This window comes from Streptomyces sp. NTD91 (assembly GCF_059510455.1).
Map to the genome: position 1 here is coordinate 18981 of NZ_JCAJZW010000058.1, position 19997 is coordinate 38977.

17 protein-coding genes are annotated in these 19997 nt (G+C 70.9%); 10 read left to right on the forward strand and 7 right to left on the reverse strand.

Features of this window, described 5'->3' with window-relative positions:
* Positions 1–220: 220 nt before the first annotated feature.
* Together AC5WRT_RS35325 and recD2 are read right to left on the reverse strand one after the other, a co-directional pair.
* Positions 221–1510, reverse strand: a complete 1290-nt coding sequence (locus AC5WRT_RS35325) for a citrate synthase (RefSeq protein ID WP_496098217.1) — start codon at positions 1508–1510, stop codon at positions 221–223.
* A 239-nt stretch (positions 1511–1749) separates the two neighbouring features.
* Positions 1750–4005: an SF1B family DNA helicase RecD2 gene (gene recD2, locus AC5WRT_RS35330; RefSeq protein WP_496098216.1), complete on the reverse strand. Its 2256-nt coding sequence runs from the start codon at positions 4003–4005 to the stop codon at positions 1750–1752.
* 218 nt (positions 4006–4223) lie between these two features.
* On the opposite strand from recD2, the gene AC5WRT_RS35335 reads away from it, so the two are divergent.
* From AC5WRT_RS35335 to rbsD, 5 genes are all read left to right on the forward strand, one after another.
* A complete protein-coding gene (locus tag AC5WRT_RS35335; protein WP_496100947.1) occupies positions 4224–5270 on the forward strand; it encodes a LacI family DNA-binding transcriptional regulator in 1047 nt (348 codons plus the stop codon).
* The gene (locus tag AC5WRT_RS35340) at positions 5267–6787 is read left to right on the forward strand and encodes a sugar ABC transporter ATP-binding protein (RefSeq protein ID WP_496098214.1); all 1521 of its coding nucleotides are present in this window, start codon (positions 5267–5269) and stop codon (positions 6785–6787) included. The genes AC5WRT_RS35335 and AC5WRT_RS35340 overlap by 4 nt, the downstream gene beginning before the upstream one ends.
* Positions 6777–8726: an ABC transporter permease/substrate-binding protein gene (locus AC5WRT_RS35345; RefSeq protein ID WP_496100948.1), complete on the forward strand. Its 1950-nt coding sequence runs from the start codon at positions 6777–6779 to the stop codon at positions 8724–8726. Before AC5WRT_RS35340 ends, AC5WRT_RS35345 begins: the two co-directional genes overlap by 11 nt.
* Before the next feature lie 103 nt (positions 8727–8829).
* Positions 8830–9732, forward strand: a complete 903-nt coding sequence (locus tag AC5WRT_RS35350) for a ribokinase (RefSeq protein ID WP_496098212.1) — start codon at positions 8830–8832, stop codon at positions 9730–9732.
* Positions 9729–10109: a D-ribose pyranase gene (gene rbsD, locus AC5WRT_RS35355; RefSeq protein WP_496098211.1), complete on the forward strand. Its 381-nt coding sequence runs from the start codon at positions 9729–9731 to the stop codon at positions 10107–10109. The genes AC5WRT_RS35350 and rbsD overlap by 4 nt, the downstream gene beginning before the upstream one ends.
* 202 nt (positions 10110–10311) lie before the next feature.
* Here the strand turns inward: rbsD and AC5WRT_RS35360 are convergent, their stop codons facing one another.
* Genes AC5WRT_RS35360 through AC5WRT_RS35370 form a run of 3 tightly spaced genes read right to left on the reverse strand, consistent with a single transcriptional unit; the run spans position 10312 to position 13435 of the window.
* A complete protein-coding gene (locus tag AC5WRT_RS35360; protein ID WP_496098210.1) occupies positions 10312–11139 on the reverse strand; it encodes a sugar phosphate isomerase/epimerase family protein in 828 nt (275 codons plus the stop codon).
* The gene (locus AC5WRT_RS35365; RefSeq protein WP_496098209.1) at positions 11136–12287 is read right to left on the reverse strand and encodes a dihydrodipicolinate synthase family protein; all 1152 of its coding nucleotides are present in this window, start codon (positions 12285–12287) and stop codon (positions 11136–11138) included. The genes AC5WRT_RS35360 and AC5WRT_RS35365 overlap by 4 nt, the downstream gene beginning before the upstream one ends.
* Entirely contained in the window at positions 12284–13435 is a 1152-nt protein-coding gene (locus AC5WRT_RS35370; RefSeq protein WP_496098208.1) for a Gfo/Idh/MocA family protein, read from the reverse strand. Before AC5WRT_RS35370 ends, AC5WRT_RS35365 begins: the two co-directional genes overlap by 4 nt.
* Positions 13436–13679: 244 nt before the next feature.
* Here AC5WRT_RS35370 and AC5WRT_RS35375 point away from each other — a divergent pair, with 244 nt between their 5' ends.
* From AC5WRT_RS35375 to AC5WRT_RS35385, 3 genes are all read left to right on the forward strand, one after another.
* Complete coding sequence (locus AC5WRT_RS35375; RefSeq protein WP_496098207.1) at positions 13680–14729, forward strand: LacI family DNA-binding transcriptional regulator; 1050 nt, start codon at positions 13680–13682, stop codon at positions 14727–14729.
* Positions 14730–15240: 511 nt separating this feature from the next.
* On the forward strand, positions 15241–15708 hold the full coding sequence (locus tag AC5WRT_RS35380; protein ID WP_496098206.1) for a hypothetical protein: 468 nt from the start codon (positions 15241–15243) through the stop codon (positions 15706–15708).
* A gap of 9 nt (positions 15709–15717) precedes the next feature.
* On the forward strand, positions 15718–15885 hold the full coding sequence (locus AC5WRT_RS35385) for a hypothetical protein (protein ID WP_496098205.1): 168 nt from the start codon (positions 15718–15720) through the stop codon (positions 15883–15885).
* Positions 15886–16136: 251 nt separating this feature from the next.
* On the opposite strand, the gene AC5WRT_RS35390 is transcribed toward AC5WRT_RS35385, so the two are convergent.
* Both AC5WRT_RS35390 and AC5WRT_RS35395 read right to left on the reverse strand, forming a co-directional pair.
* Entirely contained in the window at positions 16137–17357 is a 1221-nt protein-coding gene (locus tag AC5WRT_RS35390) for an FAD-dependent monooxygenase (RefSeq protein WP_496098204.1), read from the reverse strand.
* A gap of 115 nt (positions 17358–17472) precedes the next feature.
* Positions 17473–17745 carry a hypothetical protein gene (locus tag AC5WRT_RS35395; RefSeq protein WP_496098203.1) on the reverse strand — a complete coding sequence of 91 codons (273 nt, stop codon included), beginning with the start codon at positions 17743–17745 and terminating at the stop codon, positions 17473–17475.
* 381 nt (positions 17746–18126) lie between these two features.
* Here AC5WRT_RS35395 and AC5WRT_RS35400 point away from each other — a divergent pair, with 381 nt between their 5' ends.
* Both AC5WRT_RS35400 and AC5WRT_RS35405 read left to right on the forward strand, forming a co-directional pair.
* Positions 18127–19068, forward strand: coding sequence for a bifunctional helix-turn-helix transcriptional regulator/GNAT family N-acetyltransferase (locus AC5WRT_RS35400; RefSeq protein WP_496098202.1), 942 nt, complete (start codon positions 18127–18129; stop codon positions 19066–19068).
* 133 nt (positions 19069–19201) lie between these two features.
* Positions 19202–19997, forward strand: a 796-nt coding sequence (locus AC5WRT_RS35405; protein ID WP_496100949.1) for a sugar phosphate isomerase/epimerase family protein, incomplete at its 3' end; no start/stop codon positions are given.

Here is a 19997-nt window from a genome sequence, read left to right on the forward strand (position 1 = left end):
TCGAAGACAGCGATTCAGGCGCTGTCCTCTCCGAGCGCCCGGCCGGATCCCGTGGGGGGAATCCGCACCGGGACACGGGAAGGCGCCCTGGTCGTCGGCCCGTGGGGGGACCGGCGTCTCAGGGCGCCTTCCGCTTTCGCCCGTACGGCCACGACGACACCGCCGGCCCGCTCCGTACGGCAAGGGGCACCACCGAGGCAGCGCCCCTCACCGGCAGGTCTCAGCGCTCTTCGACCGGCACGAAGTCGCGCTCCACGACGCCCGTGTAGATCTGGCGCGGGCGGCCGATGCGGGAGCCCGGCTCCTTGATCATCTCGGTCCACTGGGCGATCCAGCCCGGCAGACGGCCGAGGGCGAACAGGACGGTGAACATCTCGGTCGGGAAGCCCATGGCCCGGTAGATGAGGCCCGTGTAGAAGTCCACGTTCGGGTACAGCTTGCGCTCGACGAAGTAGTCGTCGGACAGCGCGTGCTCCTCCAGCTTCAGGGCGATGTCGAGGAGCTCGTCCTCCTTGCCCAGCGCGGAGAGCACGTCGTGCGCGGCGGCCTTGATGATCTTGGCGCGGGGGTCGAAGTTCTTGTAGACCCGGTGGCCGAAGCCCATCAGACGAACGCCGTCCTCCTTGTTCTTCACCTTGCGGATGAAGGTGTCGACGTCGCTGCCGGAGTCACGGATGCCTTCCAGCATCTCCAGCACGGACTGGTTGGCGCCGCCGTGCAGCGGACCCCACAGCGCGCTGATGCCGGCCGAGATCGACGCGAACATGTTGGCCTGCGAGGAGCCGACCAGGCGGACCGTGGAGGTCGAACAGTTCTGCTCGTGGTCGGCGTGCAGGATCAGCAGCTTGTCCAGCGCGGCGACGACGACCGGGTCCAGGTCGTACTCGTCCGCCGGGACCGAGAAGGTCATGCGCAGGAAGTTCTCGACGTAGCCGAGGTCGTTGCGCGGGTAGACGAACGGGTGGCCGATCGACTTCTTGTACGCGTACGCCGCGATCGTCGGCAGCTTGGCGAGCAACCGGATCGTGGAGAGGTTGCGCTGGGTCTCGTCGAAGGGGTTGTGGCTGTCCTGGTAGAAGGTGGACAGCGCCGAGACGACCGAGGACAGCATGGCCATCGGGTGGGCGTCGCGCGGGAAGCCCTTGTAGAAGTTCTTGACGTCCTCGTGCAGCAGCGTGTGCCGCGTGATGTCGTTCTTGAACGTCGTCAGTTCGTCGACGGTGGGCAGCTCACCGTTGATCAGCAGGTACGCCACCTCCAGGAAGGTGGAGCGCTCGGCCAGCTGCTCGATGGGGTAGCCGCGGTAGCGGAGGATGCCCGCCTCACCGTCGAGGTAGGTGACCGCGGATTTGTAGGCGGCCGTGTTGCCGTACCCGCTGTCCAGAGTCACCAGACCGGTCTGGGCGCGGAGCTTCCCGATGTCGAAGCCCTTGTCACCGACGGTGCTGTCGATCACCGGGTAGGTGTACTCGCCGTCGCCGTACCGCAGTACTACAGAGTTGTCGCTCACGTCTTCCCTCACCGACGTAGTGCCTCATCTTCGAGGTGCCCTGACTGTCTCTACCATCCCCCATTTGGCTCAGGAGAGTGCACTCGGGGTCGACCACTGGGCCCATTGGCGGCACTCAGTGCCGCCAACTTGCCCATCCTGCCCCCTGGGAAGGGCATCTGGAAGTGCTCTGTGACCTTCACGACTCGTTTGATCGATCATTTTTTGTGATGCGGGCAGACGGCCCTGGTCAGGGGCGGTCAGCCGCCGCGAAGCCTGAAGTCCAGTGCCGTACAGCGCCGCCCCGCGGACACCGTGCGCACCGCCTGTCCGATCGCCTTGCGTGAACCGACGAGGACGACCAGCTTCTTCGCCCGTGTCACCGCCGTGTACAGCAGGTTCCGCTGCAGCATCATCCATGCTCCGGTGGTGACGGGGATCACCACGGCAGGATATTCACTTCCCTGCGAACGGTGGATGGTCACCGCGTACGCGTGGGCCAGTTCGTCCAGTTCGTCGAATTCGTACGGCACCTCCTCGTCCTCGTCCGTCAGTACCGTGAGCCGCTGGTCGACCGGGTCGAGCGAGGTGACGACGCCCACGGTGCCGTTGAAGACGCCGTTCTTGCCTTTCTCGTAATTGTTGCGAATCTGGGTGACCTTGTCGCCGACGCGGAAGACCCGTCCGCCGAACCGTTTCTCGGGCAGATCGGGCCGGCCCGGGGTGACGGCCTGCTGGAGCAGGCCGTTGAGCACCCCTGCCCCCGCCGGTCCCCGGTGCATGGGGGCGAGGACCTGGACGTCCCTCCTCGGGTCGAGCCCGAACTTTCCCGGGATCCGCCGTGCGGCCACGTCCACGGTGAGCCGGCCGGCGGCCTCGGTGTCGTCCTCGACGAAGAGGAAGAAGTCCTTGAGACCGTCGGTGAGCGGATGCTGCCCGGCGTTGATCCGGTGTGCGTTGGTGACGACGCCGGACTGCTGGGCCTGCCGGAAGACCCGGGTGAGCCGGACGGCGGGAACGGGGCTGCCCTCGGCGAGCAGATCCCGCAGCACCTCTCCCGCGCCGACGCTGGGCAACTGGTCGACGTCCCCGACGAACAGCAGATGGGCACCGGGCGGCACGGCCTTCACCAGCTTGTTCGCGAGGAGCAGGTCCAGCATGGAGGCCTCGTCGACCACGACCAGGTCGGCGTCGAGCGGCCGGTCCCGGTCGTACGCGGCGTCCCCGCCGGGCTTGAGTTCCAGCAGCCGGTGGACGGTGCACGCCTCCGCGCCGGTCAGCTCGGCCAGCCGCTTGGCGGCACGGCCGGTGGGGGCGGCGAGCAGCACCTTGGCGCGCTTGGCGCGAGCCAGCTCCACGATCGAGCGCACGGTGAAGGACTTGCCGCAGCCGGGCCCGCCGGTGAGGACGGCGACCTTCTCGGTGAGCGCGAGCTTCACGGCGGCCTCCTGCTCCGGGGCGAGATCGGCGCCGGTGCGTGCGGCCAGCCAGGTGAGCGCCTTGCCCCAGTCCACGTCGTGGAAGGCCGGCAACCGGTCCTGCTCGGTCCGCAAAAGACGCAGCAACTGCGAGGAGAGGGACTGCTCGGCGCGGTGGAACGGGACGAGGTAGACGGCGGTGACGGGTTCGCCGTCGCCCTCCGGTCCGGGCACCTTCTCGCGTACGACACCGGGGTCGCCGCCGTCCTTCGGGACCCCGGCCAGCTCGGCGAGGCACTCGATGACCAGGCCGGTGTCCACGGCGAGCAGCTTCACCGCGTCGGAGATCAGCCGCTCCTCCGGCAGGAAGCAGTGCCCCTGGTCGGCGGACTGGGACAGGGCGTACTGCAGCCCCGCCTTGACCCTCTCCGGGCTGTCGTGCGGGATGCCGACGGACTGGGCGATCTTGTCGGCCGTGAGGAAGCCGATGCCCCAGACGTCGGCGGCGAGGCGGTACGGCTGCTCCTTGACGACCTCGATGGACGCGTCGCCGTACTTCTTGTAGATCCGCACGGCGATGGACGTGGACACCTCGACGGTCTGCAGGAACAGCATGACCTCCTTGATCGCCTTCTGTTCCTCCCAGGCGTCGGCGATCTTCTTGGTCCGCTTGGGCCCGAGGCCGGGGACCTCGACGAGCCGCTTCGGCTCCTCCTCGATGACGCGGAGGGTGTCGAGCCCGAAGTGCTGGGTGATCCGGTCGGCGAAGACGGGCCCGATGCCCTTCACGAGGCCCGAGCCGAGGTAGCGCCGGATGCCCTGGACGGTGGCGGGCAGGACCGTCGTGTAGTTCTCCACGTGGAACTGCTTGCCGTACTGGGGATGGGAGCCCCAGCGCCCCTCCATGCGCAGCGACTCACCGACCTGGGCGCCGAGCAGCGCGCCGACGACGGTGAGCAGATCCCCGCCGCCTCTGCCCGTGTCGACCCGGGCGACGGTGTATCCGTTCTCCTCGTTGGCGTACGTGATCCGTTCCAGCACACCTTCGAGCACCGCGAGCTGTCGCTCACCGGACTGCGTCCCCGCCTGTCGAGCCATGATCCGACGGTACCGGTGGGGACTGACACGGCGAGGGCGGTGAGCGGGGTTCGACGCGCCCGCCGGCCGGCGCGTCGCAGCCAGGACCCGGTCACGATTAGGTTTCGGACAACCTTCAACCTCTTGCCTCCTCGGATGTAATCGTTTCCAATCCTTCCTACGGCCATGGATGTAATCGTTTCCATGGCTAGGACGCTCACGAGGAGGTGGGTCCGGCGATGGCTGGTATCAAGGACGTCGCGGCCGCGGCCGGCGTCTCGGTGGCCACGGTCTCGCGCGTGCTGAACGCGCACCCGTCGGTCAGCGCCGACGCACGCACGCGCGTGCTGGCCGCCGTGGAGGAGCTCGGGTACCGGCCCAATGCCGTCGCCCGGTCGCTGCGCACCGATCAGACCCACACCCTGGGGCTCGTCATCAGCGATGTGCTGAACCCTTACTTCACCGAGCTGGCCCGTTCCGTGGAGGAGGAGGCCCGGTCCCTGGGCTACAGCGTGATCATCGGGAACGCCGACGAACGGCCCGAGCTGCAGGACCATCACGTGCGGAACCTGCTCGACCGGCGGATCGACGGGCTGCTCGTCTCGCCCACGGACGGTGGCTCGCCGCTGATGCTGGACGCCGTCCGCGCGGGCACCCCGATGGTGTTCGTGGACCGGTGGATCCCGGGCGTCGACGTGCCTGTCGTGCGTGCCGACGGGCGCGGGGCCGTCCGGGATCTGGTCGCGCATCTGTACGCGCTGGGGCACCGGCGGGTCGCGATCATCGCGGGGCCCGCCGCCACCACGACCGGCAGCGAGCGCGTCGAGGCCTTCCGTGAGGCGCTGCGCGAGTACGGGCTCCGCCTTCCGGACGCCTACACAGGCCAGGGCGACTTCCAGGCCGAGAGCGGGCGGCGGGTCACCGAGGGGTTCCTGGACCTGCCCGAGCCGCCGGAGGTGGTCTTCGCCGCCGACAATCTCATGGCACTCGGTGCACTCGACGCCGTCCGCGCACGCGGGCTGCGCGTACCGGACGACCTCGCGCTGGCCGCGTTCGACGACATCCCCTGGTTCGTGCACACCGATCCGCCCGTCACCGCGATCGCCCAGCCGACCGGTGAGCTGGGGCGCGCCGCCGTGCGCGCCCTGATCGACCGCATCGAGGGGCGGGCGGCCGCGTCCGTCACCCTCACCGCCCGGCTCGTCGCACGCCGCTCGTGCGGTGAGCCCCCCGCCGCGCCTTCTGCGGTGCAGTCCCCCTCCCCAGTGCAAAGGAGCACGTCGTGAGCAACCCGGACGAGTTGCTGCGCATCGAGGGCATACGCAAGACCTTCCCCGGCGTGGTCGCGCTCGACGGCGTCGACTTCGACCTGCGCCGGGGCGAGGTCCATGTGCTGCTCGGTGAGAACGGCGCCGGCAAGAGCACGCTCATCAAGATGCTCTCCGGTGCCTACACGCCCGACAGCGGGCGGATCCTGGCAGGCGGCCGGGAAGTGCGCCTCCATGGTGCACAGGACGCCGAGCGGCTCGGGATCGCGACCATTTACCAGGAGTTCAACCTCGTTCCTGATCTGACCGTCGCCGAGAACATCTTCCTCGGGCGCCAGCCCCGTCGCTTCGGGATGATCGACCGGAAGCGGATGGAGGCCGAGGCCGAGGTCCTGCTGCAGCGGGTGGGCGTCCAGGTGTCCCCACGCGCGCGTGTGCGTGAACTCGGCATCGCGCGAATGCAGATGGTGGAGATCGCCAAGGCGCTCAGCCTGGACGCGCGCGTGCTCATCATGGACGAACCGACCGCCGTGCTCACCTCGGAGGAGGTGGAGAAGCTCTTCGGCATCGTGCGCGCGCTGCGCGCGGACGGTGTCGGGATCGTCTTCATCACCCATCACCTGGAGGAGATCGCCGCCCTGGGCGACCGGGTCACCGTCGTCCGGGACGGCCGCAGCGTCGGGCAGGTGCCCGCTTCCACCCCGCGGGACGAGCTCGTGCGGCTCATGGTCGGGCGGTCCATCGAGCAGCAGTATCCGCGGCGCCGGACCGAGCGCGGTGCACCGTTGCTGTCCGTCGAGGGGCTCACCCGGGGCGGGGTGTTCCACGACGTGGGCTTCGAGGTGCACGCCGGTGAGGTCGTCGGGATCGCGGGGCTCGTCGGAGCCGGACGCACCGAGGTCGTACGGGCCCTGTTCGGGGCGGATCCCTACGACGGCGGGGTGGTGCGGGTCTCCGGCGACCGGCTCAGGCGGCATGACGTGAACGCCGCGCTGGCGGCCGGGATCGGACTCGTGCCCGAGGACCGCAAGGGGCAGGGGCTGGTGCTCGACGCCTCCGTGGAAGAGAACCTCGGGCTCGTCACCCTGCGCTCCGCCACCCGCGCCGGACTCGTCGACCGCAAGGCGCAGCATGCCGCCGCGGAGCGGATCGCCGGGCAGCTGGGCGTGCGCATGGCCGGGCTGGGCCAGCACGTGCGGACGCTGTCCGGCGGCAACCAGCAGAAGGTCGTGATCGGCAAGTGGCTGCTGGCCGACACCAAGGTGCTGATCCTCGACGAGCCGACACGGGGCATCGATGTCGGCGCCAAGGTCGAGATCTACCAGCTGATCAACGAACTGACCGCCGCCGGGGCCGCCGTACTCATGATCTCCAGTGATCTGCCGGAGGTGCTCGGCATGAGCGACCGGGTGCTGGTGATGGCCCAGGGCCGGATCGCCGGTGAACTCGCGGCCGACGAGGCCACCCAGGACGCCGTCATGGCGCTCGCCGTCTCCACTCCCACCGTCCAGAAGGAGGCCCCCCGTGGCCACTGACACGCTCAAGAGCCGGGCGGGCGCGAGTGGCGCCCCGGGGGCCCTGCGCCGGCTGCTCCTCGACAACGGCGCGTTCACCGCGCTGATCGTCCTGGTCATCGCCCTTACGGCGCTGTCCGGCGACTTCCTGACCACCGACAACCTGCTCAACATCGGCGTCCAGGCCGCCGTCACGGCCGTCCTGGCCTTCGGTGTGACCTTCGTGATCGTCTCGGCGGGCATCGACCTGTCCGTCGGGTCCGTGGCCGCGCTGTCGGCGACCGTGCTGGCCTGGAGCGCCACGCGGCACGGGGTACCGGTGGCGGTGGCGGTGCTCCTCGCCGTCGCCACGGGTGTCGTGGCGGGGCTGGTGAACGGTTTCCTCATCGCCTACGGCAAGCTGCCGCCGTTCATCGCGACCCTGGCCATGCTGTCCGTGGGCCGCGGTCTCGCCCTCGTGATCTCACAGGGCTCCCCCATCGCCCTGCCCGGCTCGGTCTCGCATCTCGGGGACACGCTCGGCGGGTGGCTGCCGGTGCCGGTGCTGGTGATGGTCGTCATGGGGCTGATCGCCGCGCTCGTGCTGGGGCGGACGTACATCGGCCGCTCGATGTACGCGATCGGCGGCAACGAGGAGGCCGCCCGGCTGTCCGGTCTGCGGGTGCAGAAGCAGAAGCTCGCGATCTACGCCCTGTCCGGTGTCTTCGCGGCCGTCGCTGGCGTCGTGCTGGCCTCCCGCCTCTCCTCCGCGCAGCCGCAGGCCGCCGACGGGTACGAGCTGGACGCCATCGCCGCGGTCGTCATCGGCGGTGCCTCGCTCGCGGGCGGCACCGGCAAGGCCTCCGGCACGCTGATCGGCGCGCTGATCCTGGCGGTGCTCCGCAACGGCCTCAACCTGCTGAACGTGTCCGCCTTCTGGCAGCAGGTCGTGATCGGTGTCGTCATCGCGCTTGCCGTGCTGCTGGACACCGTGCGGCGCAAGGCCGGGGCCACTCCGGTGGCGGCCGGCACCGGCGGTCCCAAGAGCAGGCAGGCGGCGACGTACGCGCTCGCGGCCGTGGTGACCGTGGCGATCGTCGGCGCGACCTCCTTCCTGCACAGTGGGTCCTCCGCGTCCACGACGCCGAAGATGGGCCTGTCCCTGTCCACCCTCAACAACCCCTTCTTCGTGCAGATCCGGGCCGGCGCCCAGGCCGAGGCGAAGAAGCTGGGCGTGCACCTGACGGTCACCGACGCCCAGAACGACGCCTCCCAGCAGGCCAACCAACTGCAGAACTTCACCAGTTCCAGCCTCGGCGCGATCATCGTCAACCCGGTGGACTCGGACGCCGCGAGCAACTCGGTGAAGGCCGCCGACAAGGCGAAGATCCCGGTGATCGCCGTTGACCGGGGCGTCAACAAGGCGTCCGTGGACGCCCTGGTGGCCTCCGACAACGTGGCTGGTGGTGAGCTGGCCGCCAAGACGATCGCCGAGAAGCTCGGCGGCAAGGGCAAGATCGTGATCCTTCAGGGTCAGGCGGGCACCTCGGCGGCACGGGAACGCGCGCAGGGCTTCGCGCAGGGTCTGAAGGCCTACCCCGGCATCCAGGTGGTGGCCCAGCAGCCGGCGGACTTCGACCGCACCAAGGGCCTCGACGTGATGTCCAACCTGCTCCAGGCCCACCCCGACGTCCAGGGTGTCATCGCCGCCAACGACGAGATGGCGCTCGGCGCGATCAAGGCGCTCGGCTCCAAGGCCGGCAGGTCGGTCCAGGTGGTCGGCTTCGACGGCACCCCGGACGGGCTCACGGCGGTGAAGAACGGCACGCTGTACGCGTCGGTCGCCCAGCAGCCGACGCAGTTGGGGAGGATCGCCGTGGACAACGCGCTGAAGGCGGTCCGGGGCAAGAAGGTGGAGCCGGCGGTGAAGGTGCCGGTGAAGGTGGTCACGAAGGACAACGTGGCCGGTTTCAGCGGCTGACGACGGGCCGCGCGGGCGGGCGGGCTCTGCCATGGACACCCGGCATCGGGCACCATGGTGGACGGGTCGCCCGCCCGGGGTCATCTCTCAGGGGAGTCAACTGATGTACGACTACGACCTGTTGGTCGTGGGTTCGGCCAACGCCGACCTGGTGATCGACGTCGAGCGGCGGCCGGCCGCCGGTGAGACGGTGCTCGGCGGCGACCTGGTCGTCCACCCGGGCGGCAAGGGCGCCAACCAGGCGGTCGCCGCGGCCCGGCTCGGCGCGGGTACGGCCCTGCTGGCCCGGGTCGGTGACGATGCTCACGGCCGGCTGCTGCTGGACTCCCTGCGCGAGGCCGGCGTCGACACGGTGGGCGTGCTGGTGGGCGGGGCGCCGACGGGCGTGGCGCTGATCACCGTGGACCCCTCCGGGGACAACAGCATCGTGGTGTCGCCGGGCGCCAACGCCCGGCTCACCCCGGCGGACGTACGGGCGGCCGTCAGCCTGTTCCTCGCCTCCCGGGTGGTGTCGGCGCAGCTGGAGATCCCGCTGGAGACGGTCGTGGAGGTCGTACGGAGTCTGTCCCCGGACAGCCGTTTCGTCCTGAACCCGTCCCCGCCGCGGCCTCTGCCGACGGAGGTGCTGGCGGCCTGCGACCCGCTCATCGTCAACGAGCACGAGGCCCGGGTGATCCTCGGCGGCGCATGTGTCAGCGAGGACCCCGCGGACTGGGCACGGCTGCTGCTGGCCAAGGGGCCGCGCTCGGTGGTGGTGACGCTGGGCGCGGAGGGGGCGCTGGTGTGCGACTTCGCCGGGGTGACGCGGGTGGCGCCGGTGAAGGTGGACGCGGTGGACACCACCGGTGCCGGGGACGCGTTCACGGCGGCGCTCGCCTGGCGGCTGGGCAGGGGTGCGGAGCCGGCGGAGGCGGCGCAGTACGCGGCCCGGGTGGGCGCGGCGGCCGTGACGCGGCGGGGCGCGCAGGAGTCGTACCCGACGGCGCAGGAGGTCGAGGCGCTGTGAAGAAGGCGGGGATCCTCAATCGCCATCTCTCCGGCGCCCTGGCCGAGCTGGGGCACGGGGACGGGGTGCTGGTGTGCGACGCCGGTATGCCGATCCCGGACGGGCCGCGCGTGGTGGACCTGGCGTTCCGGGCCGGGGTGCCGTCGTTCGCGGAGGTGCTGGACGGGCTGCTGGCCGAGCTGGTGGTGGAGGGCGCCACGGCGGCCGAGGAGCTGCGGGGCCGCAACCGGGTCCTGCTGGAGGGCCACTTCCCGGGGCTGTCCCTGGTCCCGCACGAGCGCCTGAAGGAGCTGTCGGCGGGCGCCCGGCTGGTCGTCCGCACCGGCGAGGCCCGGCCGTACGCCAACGTGCTGCTGCGCTGCGGCGTGTTCTTCTAGGCTCCGCCGAGACGTTTCGAGGGGGCGCCCCCGGTTCGTCGACCCGGGCGCCCCCCTCGGCTTCCCCTCCGTACCAGAACCCCGTGAATCCCCCCGGGTCCCTCCCGGGTTCTGATGACAGGTACGGCATCGGATCCCCTGAGGGGTTGCATCCGTTCCGGAGATTCTTCTCACGCGGCCCCGCACACCCCGCGCCGGCGGATCACACGTGGGCCACGAACCGCTGCGCCGTCTCCGCCAGCACCTCCCGGCCGTCCCGGGCCCACAGGGTCTCGTTGAACAACTCGACCTCGATGGGACCGGAATAGCCGGCGGCCTCCACGTGTCCCTTCCACTCGTGCATGTCGATCACGCCGTCGCCGAGCTGGCCACGGCCGTTGAGGACGCCCTCGGGCAGGGGGGTGGTCCAGTCGGCGAGCTGGAAGGTGTGGATGCGGCCGGACGCGCCCGCACGGGCGATCTGCGCGGGCGCCTGGTCGTCCCACCAGATGTGGTACGTGTCCACGGTGACCCCGACCTGGTGCGCGGGGAAACGCTCGGCCAGGTCCAGGGCCTGGGCCAGCGTCGAGACCACACAGCGGTCGGAGGCGTACATCGGGTGCAGGGGCTCGATGGCGAGGCGGACCCCGTGTTCCTCGGCGCAGGGCGCGAGTTCGGCCAGGGCGTCGGCGATGCGTTCCCGGGCCGCCCGCAGGTCCTTGCTGCCGGGCGGGAGGCCGCCGGAGACCAGGACCAGGGTGTCGGTGCCGAGGGTGGCCGCCTCCTCGATCGCGCGGCGGTTGTCGGCCAGGGCCGCCGCCCGCTCCCGCGGGTCGGTCGCCGTGAGGAATCCGCCCCGGCACAGGGTGGTCACCGTCAGGCCCGCCTCGCGGACCAGTTCGGCCGTCGCCTCGACGCCGTACGCCTGGACCGGCTCACGCCACAGGCCCACCCGGCCGACCCCCGACCCGGCGCAGGCGTCGACAAGTTCGGGCAACGACAGCTGCTTTACCGTCATCTGGTTGATCGAGAAGCGTTCGAGAGCGGTCACCGGGTCACTCCGTACAGGGCGAGCAGGGTCTTCATCCGTTCCTCCGCGAGCTTCGGGTCCTGGAACAGGCCGAGGTCGTCGGCGAGTTCGTAGGCGCGGGCCAGGTGCGGGAGGGAGCGGGCCGACTGCAGGCCGCCGACCATCGTGAAGTGCGCCTGGTGACCGGCGAGCCAGGCGAGGAGGACCACGCCGGTCTTGTAGAAGCGGGTCGGCGGCTGGAAGAGGTGGCGGGACAACGCGACCGTGGGGTCCAGCAGGCGCCGGAAGCCGGCCGTGTCGCCCGTGTCCAGGACCCGTACGGCCTCGGCCGCCAGCGGACCCAGTGGGTCGAAGATGCCGAGCAGGGCGTGGCTGAAGCCCTGTTCGTCGCCCGCGATCAGCTCGGGGTAGTGGAAGTCGTCGCCGGTGTAGCAGCGGACCCCGCGAGGCAGTCGGCGGCGCAGGCCCCTCTCGCGTCCGGCGTCCAGCAGCGACACCTTGGTGCCGTCGACCTTGTCCGGGTGCGCGGCGATGACCTCGAGGAACGTCTCCGTCGCCGTGTCCAGGTCGGGCGAGCCCCAGTAGCCCTCCAGCGCCGGGTCGAACATGGGGCCCAGCCAGTGCAGGATCACCGGTTCGGCGGACTGGCGCAGCAGGTGGCCGTAGACCTCCAGATAGTCCTCGGGGCCCCGGGCGGTGGCGGCCAGGGCACGCGACGCCATCAGGATCGGCCGGGCGCCCGCCTCCTCGACGACCGCGAGCTGCTCCTCGTAGGCCGCGCGGATGTCCGCCACCGTGCCGCTCGTGATCTGGTCGGTGCCGACCCCGCAGGCGATCCGGCCGCCCACCGCCTTCGCCTCCGCCGCGCTACGGCGGATCAGCTCGGCCGCGCCCGCCCAGTCCAGGCCCATACCGCGCTGGGCGGTGTCCATCGCCTCGGCGACACCGAGCCCGTGCGACCACAGGTGACGGCGGAAGGCGAGGGTGGCGTCCCAGTCGACGGCGGCGGGCGAGTCGGGAGACACGTCCGCGTACGGGTCGGCGACGACATGGGCCGCGGAGAAGACCGTACGGGAGGTGAAGGGAGTGCCCGACGCGAGGAGCAGAGGTTCGGCACGGGGCTCGTACGTGCGCAACGAGCCGTCCGCGGAGGGAAGGCGGATGGTCACAGCGCGATCTCCGGTACGTCGATGCGGCGGCCCTCGGTGGAGGACTTCAGGCCCAGCTCGGCGAGCTGGACGCCGCGGGCGCCGGCCAGCAGGTCCCAGTGGTACGGGGCGTCGGCGTGGACGTGCCTGAGGAACAGCTCCCACTGGGCCTTGAAGCCGTTGTCGAACGTCCCGTTGTCCGGGACCTCCTGCCACTGGTCGCGGAAGACCTCGGTGGCGGGGACGTCCGGGTTCCAGACCGGCCTGGGGGTCGCCGAGCGGTGCTGGACGCGGCACTTGCGCAGGCCGGCCACCGCCGAGCCCTCGGTGCCGTCGACCTGGAACTCGACCAGTTCGTCGCGGTTGACGCGCACCGCCCAGGAGGAGTTGATCTGGGCGATCGCGCCGCCCTCCAGCTCGAAGACGCCGTACGCGGCGTCGTCGGCGGTGGCGTCGTAGGGCTTGCCCCGTTCGTCCCGGCGCTGCGGGATGTGGGTGGCGGCGAGGGCCTGGACGGACGTCACGCGGCCGACCAGCTCGTGCAGGAGGTATTCCCAGTGCGGGAACATGTCGACGACGATGCCGCCGCCGTCCTCGGCGCGGTAGTTCCAGGAGGGGCGCTGGGCCTCCTGCCAGTCTCCCTCGAACACCCAGTATCCGAACTCGCCCCGGACGGACAGGATCCGGCCGAAGAATCCGCCGTCGACGAGCCGCTTCAGCTTCAGCAGGCCCGGCAGGAAGATCTTGTCCTGGACCACGCCGTGCTTGACGCCCTCGGCGTGGGCGAGGCGGGCGAGTTGGAGCGCGCCCCGGAGCCCCGTGGCGGTCGGCTTCTCGGTGTAGATGTGCTTTCCGGCGGCGATCGCCTTCCTGATCGACTCCTCTCGGGCGGAGGTGACCTGGGAGTCGAAGTAGATGTCGACGCCGGCGTCGGCGAGGACCGCGTCGAGGTCGGTCGAGACGTGCTCCAGGCCGTGCCGGTCGGCGATCTCCCTGAGCGCGTGCTCACGGCGCCCGAGCAGGATCGGCTCCGGCCACAGCACGGTGCCGTCGCCGAGGTCGAGGCCGCCCTGCTCGCGCAGGGCGAGGATCGACCGGACGAGGTGCTGGCGGTAGCCCATGCGCCCGGTCACGCCGTTCATGGCGATACGCACCGTCTTGCGTGTCACGTGAGTTCCCTCCGTGCAGCTTCTGTCCCACCGCGCGCCCCGATGCAGCAAGCGCTTTCTACCGATGAGAAGCTAACCCTCGCACGGTGGTCCGTACAAGACCGTGTCTCCATCGAGTTGTTCGAGGGGGCGAACAACTCGGGCCCATGGCTTTAGGGTCTGCTCGACGGATTCTCGGAACCAGCAGCAGGACCTGACTGTCTACGAGGGCGTACGACACGACGCGCGACCGGAGGACGACGAGATGACGGTGACCCTGGCGGATGTGGCGGCCCGCGCCCAGGTCTCACCCGCGACGGTGTCGCGCGTGCTGAACGGCAACTACCCGGTGGCCGCCTCCACGCGCGAGCGGGTGCTGCGGGCGGTGGACGAGCTGGACTACGTCCTCAACGGCCCGGCGAGCGCGCTCGCGGCGGCCACCTCCGATCTGGTCGGCATCCTCGTCAACGACATCGCGGACCCCTTCTTCGGGATCATGGCGAGCGCCATCCAGACCGAGATCGGGGGCACGGGCGGCGGCCGGGCCGGCGGCGAGCGGCTGGCGGTCGTCTGCAACACGGGCGGGTCCCCCGAGCGGGAGCTGACGTATCTGACCCTGCTGCAGCGGCAGCGGGCGGCGGCCGTGGTGCTGACCGGCGGAGCCGTGGAGGACGTGCCGCACGCGGCGGCGGTCGCGGCGAAGCTGCGCAAGCTGACGGAGGCCGGGACGCGGGTGGTGCTGTGCGGGCGACCGCCGGCGGCCGACACCGGGGCGGTCGCGCTCACCTTCGACAACCGGGGCGGGGCACGCCGGCTCACCGAGCATCTGCTCGGCCTCGGCCACCGCCGGCTCGGCTACATCGCGGGCCCCGGGGAACGTACGACCACCCGGCACCGGCTGGAGGGGCACCGGCAGGCGCTGGCGGCGGCGGGGGCCGAGGAGGATCCGCGCTGGACGGTGCACGGGCGGTACGACCGGCAGTCCGGGTACGAGGCGACGCTGGAGCTTCTTCGCCGGGACCCCTCACTGACGGCCGTCGTCGCGGCGAACGACTCCGTCGCGCTCGGGGCGTGCGCGGCGCTGCGGGAGTCGGGGCTGCGGATTCCGGAGGACGTGTCGGTCGCCGGGTTCGACGATCTGCCGTTCAGCGTGGACGCGGTTCCCTCTCTGACGACCGTGCGGTTGCCGCTGGCGGAGGCGGGGGCGCGGGCGGGGCGGATCGCGATGGGGCGGGAGGAGGAGCCGCCGGGGGGTGTCGCCGCCGTTCGGGGGGAGTTGATGGTGCGGGGGTCTTCGGGGGTGCCGCGGGTTTGAGGTGCCGTGGGCTTTCCCCGCCCGCCCACCTCTTCACCGAGCCTCCGCCAACCTGAAAATCCGAGGTCAGCAGGGCCGGTGTGCGGGTCCGTCGAGCTCCTCGTGCCGGCCACGGGCGGAAGCCCGCGAAGCAGATCGTCCGTTGCTCAACCGACAGCCGAGGTTCGGGCCGATTGATCGTAGGGCGTCCGGGTGGGGCCGATGGGGATGATTCGAGCCGCTGTGCGGCGTTCGGTGCAGGTGGCGCGTTCGTGATTCAGCCAAGTCTTCGGGGAGTGCCTCTTTCTGCATCTGCATCGAACTAGTGTTCCCTTATTGCCGGATCGACCGACCGGCATCACATCGGAGGGGAACACCTATGCGTACAGCAAGACCCCTGTCCGTAACGGCTGTTGGCCTGGCCGCGGCCGCTGTCATGGGTTTCAGCACGCCGGCGTCGGCGGTGACGCCGAATGCCGCGGAGAACTCCCACCCTTCCGTCGGGCACGTGATGGTGGACGGACACCGTGTGGTGACGGGGACCACCATCGCGGAGTGGGGCAGGACGACGAAGGGTGAGCGGTACTCCTTCACCTACCGGGCGGGTGAGGCCAGGCCTGCCGGACCCGCGGCTCCGGCTGCGGCCAGCTGCTCGGTGTACATTTCGGACGTCTCGTTCCACGGGGCCGGCGCTGGGGCGTGGTTCCAGTGGGAGACCTCGCAGGCGTGCAGCGGCTCGTTCGGCTCGCAGAAGCTGCAGACGCAGATGTGGCGCAGCTCGTGGAGCGGGCCGCGCGGCTACAACAACTGGCACGGTACGGGGCTGACCTCGAACAGCTTCATCGACTACGGGTGGTCGACGGACTGCAACGACGGGGGCGGTACCTACACGTACTACCCTGTGATGCAGGGCTATGCCAGCGGGATCGGCTGGGGCCCGAAGACCCGCTCCGACAACGATCTGCGCAAGGGATGCGGGACCAGGTCTCCGAATCCGTAGGAGAGACGCATGGTCGAACAACCTCCCACGCGGTACTCGCCCGAGGGGACGCCCCTGGGGCGTACCGCGGACGACATCAGGTTCAGCACCAGCTACTCCACCGAGACCCCGCGGCCCCGCAAGCTGCGGTGGCGAATCAGGGACGCGTTTCGTCGGCCGGTGAAGAACAGCGGGTAGAGCCGCCGGATCATGCGATGCCGAGCGAGGCTGGGCCCTCTCCGGAGGAATACCTCATGGGGAGGGCCGGTCCGCTTCCGGGGCTCCATGTGGTCGACGGTGCGCGTGGGCAGCGACAGACGGCACTGATGGACGAGCGGACAGCCGAGAGGCGCACCGCACCCGGTCACCGTCCGCCGGAAGGACGAAGGCACCACCCCCGCTTTCCGCCGCCGGGAAGTCCCGCCGCACCTCGGTGTGCCGGGGGGCGGTCACTCCCCGCCCGGAAGCGACCGTCCCAGCAGCGGCAGTGGTGCTTCGCCCCTTCTGCGGTCGCGGTACCAGCGTCTGCCGGCGTCGTAGGCGCGGCGGGCTCTGCGCAGGGCGGAAATCTGGGTGGCGAGGTGGATCTGGTAGCGCCAGGCGCTCTGGTGACCCTGGCGTACCGACATGGCGTAGGCGAAGGACACCGGGTCGCGGTCCAGGTAGTCGTCCAGGTGCTCGAACCAGGCCATGCTGGAACGCGCTCCGGCCTGGACGGCGTGGAGTTCGGCGCGGCGGTGCTGGTCGTACTCGCGCAGTGCCGTCCGGACGTCGGGGTACTGCGCGAGGGCGTGGGCCAGCACCGTCGCGTCGATCATCGCGAGCCGGGTGCCGGAGCCGAGCGTGAAGTGCGTGGTGTGCGCCGCATCCCCGGCCAGGACGACGTTGCCGTCGACCCAGGTGCGGTTGCTGATGTGCTGGAAGCGCTGCCACTTCGCCGGTTCGCCGCGTGACCGACTGATCAGGGAGTGGCCGTCGAGCGCGCGGTGGAAGATCTTCTCCAGCAGCGGGACGGCGTCCTCGGAGTCGAGCGCGTCGAGGCCGAGGCCCTGCCAGGTCTCGGGGGAGCACTCCACGATGCAGGTGCTGATCCCGTGGAACGACGGATAGGCGTGAAACCAGATCCAGCCGGCCGGGGTCTCCTCGAAGTCGAACACGAAGCTTTCGAACTGCCGGTCCGTGCCGAGCCAGATGTAGGGGTTGCGGCCGGTCTCGATCCTGGTGCCGAAGCGCTCGGCGCGACTCTGCCGGATCCGGCTGCCCGCGCCGTCGGCGGCCACGACGAGGTCGGCCTCCGGCAGGTCGGTGGGATCGGCGATCCGCTCTCCGTGCCGGACGTCGACGCCGAGGGACCGCGCGCGGCGGGTCAGGACCTCCAGCAGGGCCGCACGGCCCATGCTGTAGCCGTAGCCGCCGAAGTACGCGGTGCCGTCGTGCCGGCTGCCGTGCACGCGGATCTCCTGGTCCTGCCAGAGCACCGAGCCGGCGCTCACCGCCCGTGCGCTCTCGGGGTCGTTGCGGTGCAGGATGTCCAGCAGATCACTCCAGTACACGACGCCCCACCCGTACGTCGCCTCCGGTGGGTCCCGCTCGATCACGACGATCTCGTGGCCCGCGTCCCGGAGCTTCGCGGAGATCGAGAAGTACAGTCCGGCCGGGCCTCCGCCCACACACACGATCCTCATCCGGTCACCGCCTCACGGTGCAGTCACATGGAACCGGGTGCCCGTGCGGGCACCCGGATCAGCCTTTCGTTTGTCAGGTGGGGTCGATCACTGCTGACCGTCAGTCGCAGCCCCAGCCCCATCCGCCGTCGTCGCCCCACCAGCCGCCGTGGCCGTGGCCGCCTCCCCAGTAGCCCCAGCCCCAGCCCCAGCCCCAGCCGCCGTCCCCCCAGCCCCAGCCCCAGCCGCCGCCGCCGTTGTGGTACGACGTGACGACGTGGTCGGGAGCAGCGGTGGTGGTGGCGGCGTGGGCGGCTCCGGCTCCTGCGGCGATGGCCAGGAGCGGTGCCGAGCAGACGGCGATGGCGACTCTCTTGATGCGGTGTGCGCGCATGGTGATCCCCTCTCCGAGGGTGCGATGGATTTTCCGTGGGCCTCGACGGGCCTCCTCGGTGCGCTGCAGAGCCTGCGCGTCGCTCTGTGCGCCACCCGCCGCCCGCGGTGCACGCTCCGGCGGCGGAGTGTCACGTCCGCCTAAGTCGGACATAAGTGACTTTCCACTATCAACGTACGTTCAGATCGCGATGGAGTCAAAAGCAGGACCCGGGAGCAGCCTAAAGAACAGGTAAAAACGATCCGCGGTCCGGACAGTCCAACACCCTTGCCGAGAAAGCCGATTCGTCCGTCGGCGCGCCCGGCCGTGGACGCGGGCGGGCGGTGGACCTGGGCTCTGGGGAACGGTATCTCTGACTCAGTCAACCATCTGGGGCCGATCATGACCGTCCAGGGCATCCGCGCCTTCAACCGCTTCTACACGGGCGTCATCGGCGCCCTCGACCACGGCCGCCGTCTGTACGCGCCGTACACCCTCACCGAATCCCGGGTGCTGTACGAACTCACCCGGGAGCCGCACCTGGACGCGGCCCAACTGCGCACCGGGCGCGACCTGGACGCCGGGTATCTGAGCCGGATCCTGAACAAGTTCGAGGACGCCGGACTGATCGAGCGCGGGCCCTCGCAGAGCGATCCGCGCCCGCGTCAGGTGCGGCTCACCACGCGCGGCCGGGAGACCGCCGGCCTGCTGGACGAGCGGGCCCGGGAGACGGTCGGAGCCCTGCTCGACACCGTGACCCCGGCCGACCGGCCGCGCCTCGCGGAGGCCATGCGGACCATCCAGGACATCCTCGGCCCGCCGGACTCCGTGGGTCGGGCCCGGTCCGGCGAGGTCGTGCTGCGCGCACCGGGCCCCGGTGACCTCGGCTGGATCGTGCAGCGCAACGCCGCGCTGTACGCGGCCGAGTACGGATGGAACGCCGACTACGAGGGGTTGGTGGCCCGGATCGTCGCCGACTTCGCGGAGGACCACGACCCGTATCTGGAGCGGGTGTGGATCGCCGAGCAGGACCGGCGGCCGGTCGGCTGCGTGATGTGCGTAGGGGACGACGCGCCCGGCACCGCGCGGCTGCGACTGCTGCTCGTCGAGCCCGAGGCGCGCGGGCACGGCGTCGGTGACCGGCTGGTGCGGGCCGTGATCGGCTTCGCGCGCGGGGCCGGCTACCGGGACCTGGTGCTGTGGACCAACGACGTGCTCGGCAGCGCCCGTCGCCTCTACCAGCGGCACGGCTTCGCCCTCGTCTCCGAGAAACCGCACCGCTCCTTCGGCAAGGACCCGGTGGGGCAGGACTGGCGGCTGCGGTTCCACGAGGCGGGTGAGTGAGGGCCGGACGGGCGACCGGGGCACGACGGACGCGGGGTCGGCCTGAGCCCGGCGGGTGAGGGATGGTGAGTGCTTGGCTCGGGCCGTGACCGGTTCTGCCCGGATCGCTCCGGTGACGAGTAGGGTCCGGGGCATGAAGCTGGCGTTCTCCACTCTCGGTGTCCCCGGCCTGCCCGTCCCTGAGGTCCTGAGGCTCGCGACCGCGAACGGCTATCACGGCGTGGAACTGCGCGCCCACCCGGAGGAACCGGTCCACCCCGGCCTCTCCCCCGCCGAACGCGCCGAGACCGCGTCCCAGTTCAAGGAGGCCGGCGTCGAGGTGCTGGGCGTGGCCGGATACGCGCGCGTCGCCGCGCCCGGTGACGACGCCCCCGTCCTGGCTCAGGTCCGGGACCTCCTGCACCTCGCCCACGACCTGGGCGCCCCGTACGTCAGGGTCTTCCCCGGCGCCGACCCCGCCCTCCCCCGCGAGGAGTCCGACGCCCTCGCCGCCCGACGGCTCGGCACCGCGGCGGAGGACGCGGGCGCGCTCGGCGTGCGGATCCTGCTGGAGACGCATGACTCGCACCGCACCGGCGCGGACCTGATCCGGTTGCTGGGTCCCGTCGGGCACCGGCAGGTGGGTGCGCTGTGGGACGTCATGCACACCTGGCTGGGCGGTGAACAGCCGTCCGACACCTACGCCGCGCTCGCCCCGCACCTGGGGTACGTGCAGGTCAAGGACATCGCGTCGGCGCAGGACACGACCCCGCTGCCGCTGGGCTCGGGGGTGCTTCCCCTCACCGAGTGCGTGGACGTGCTCCTGCGGCACGGCTGGGACGGGTGGCTGTGCTGGGAGTACGAGAAGCGGTGGTACGAGTCGGCCGCTCCGCTTGCGGGGCTGCTGGGCGCGGGCCGGGAGCATGTGCTGCGCTTGCTGGGCGAGGCCG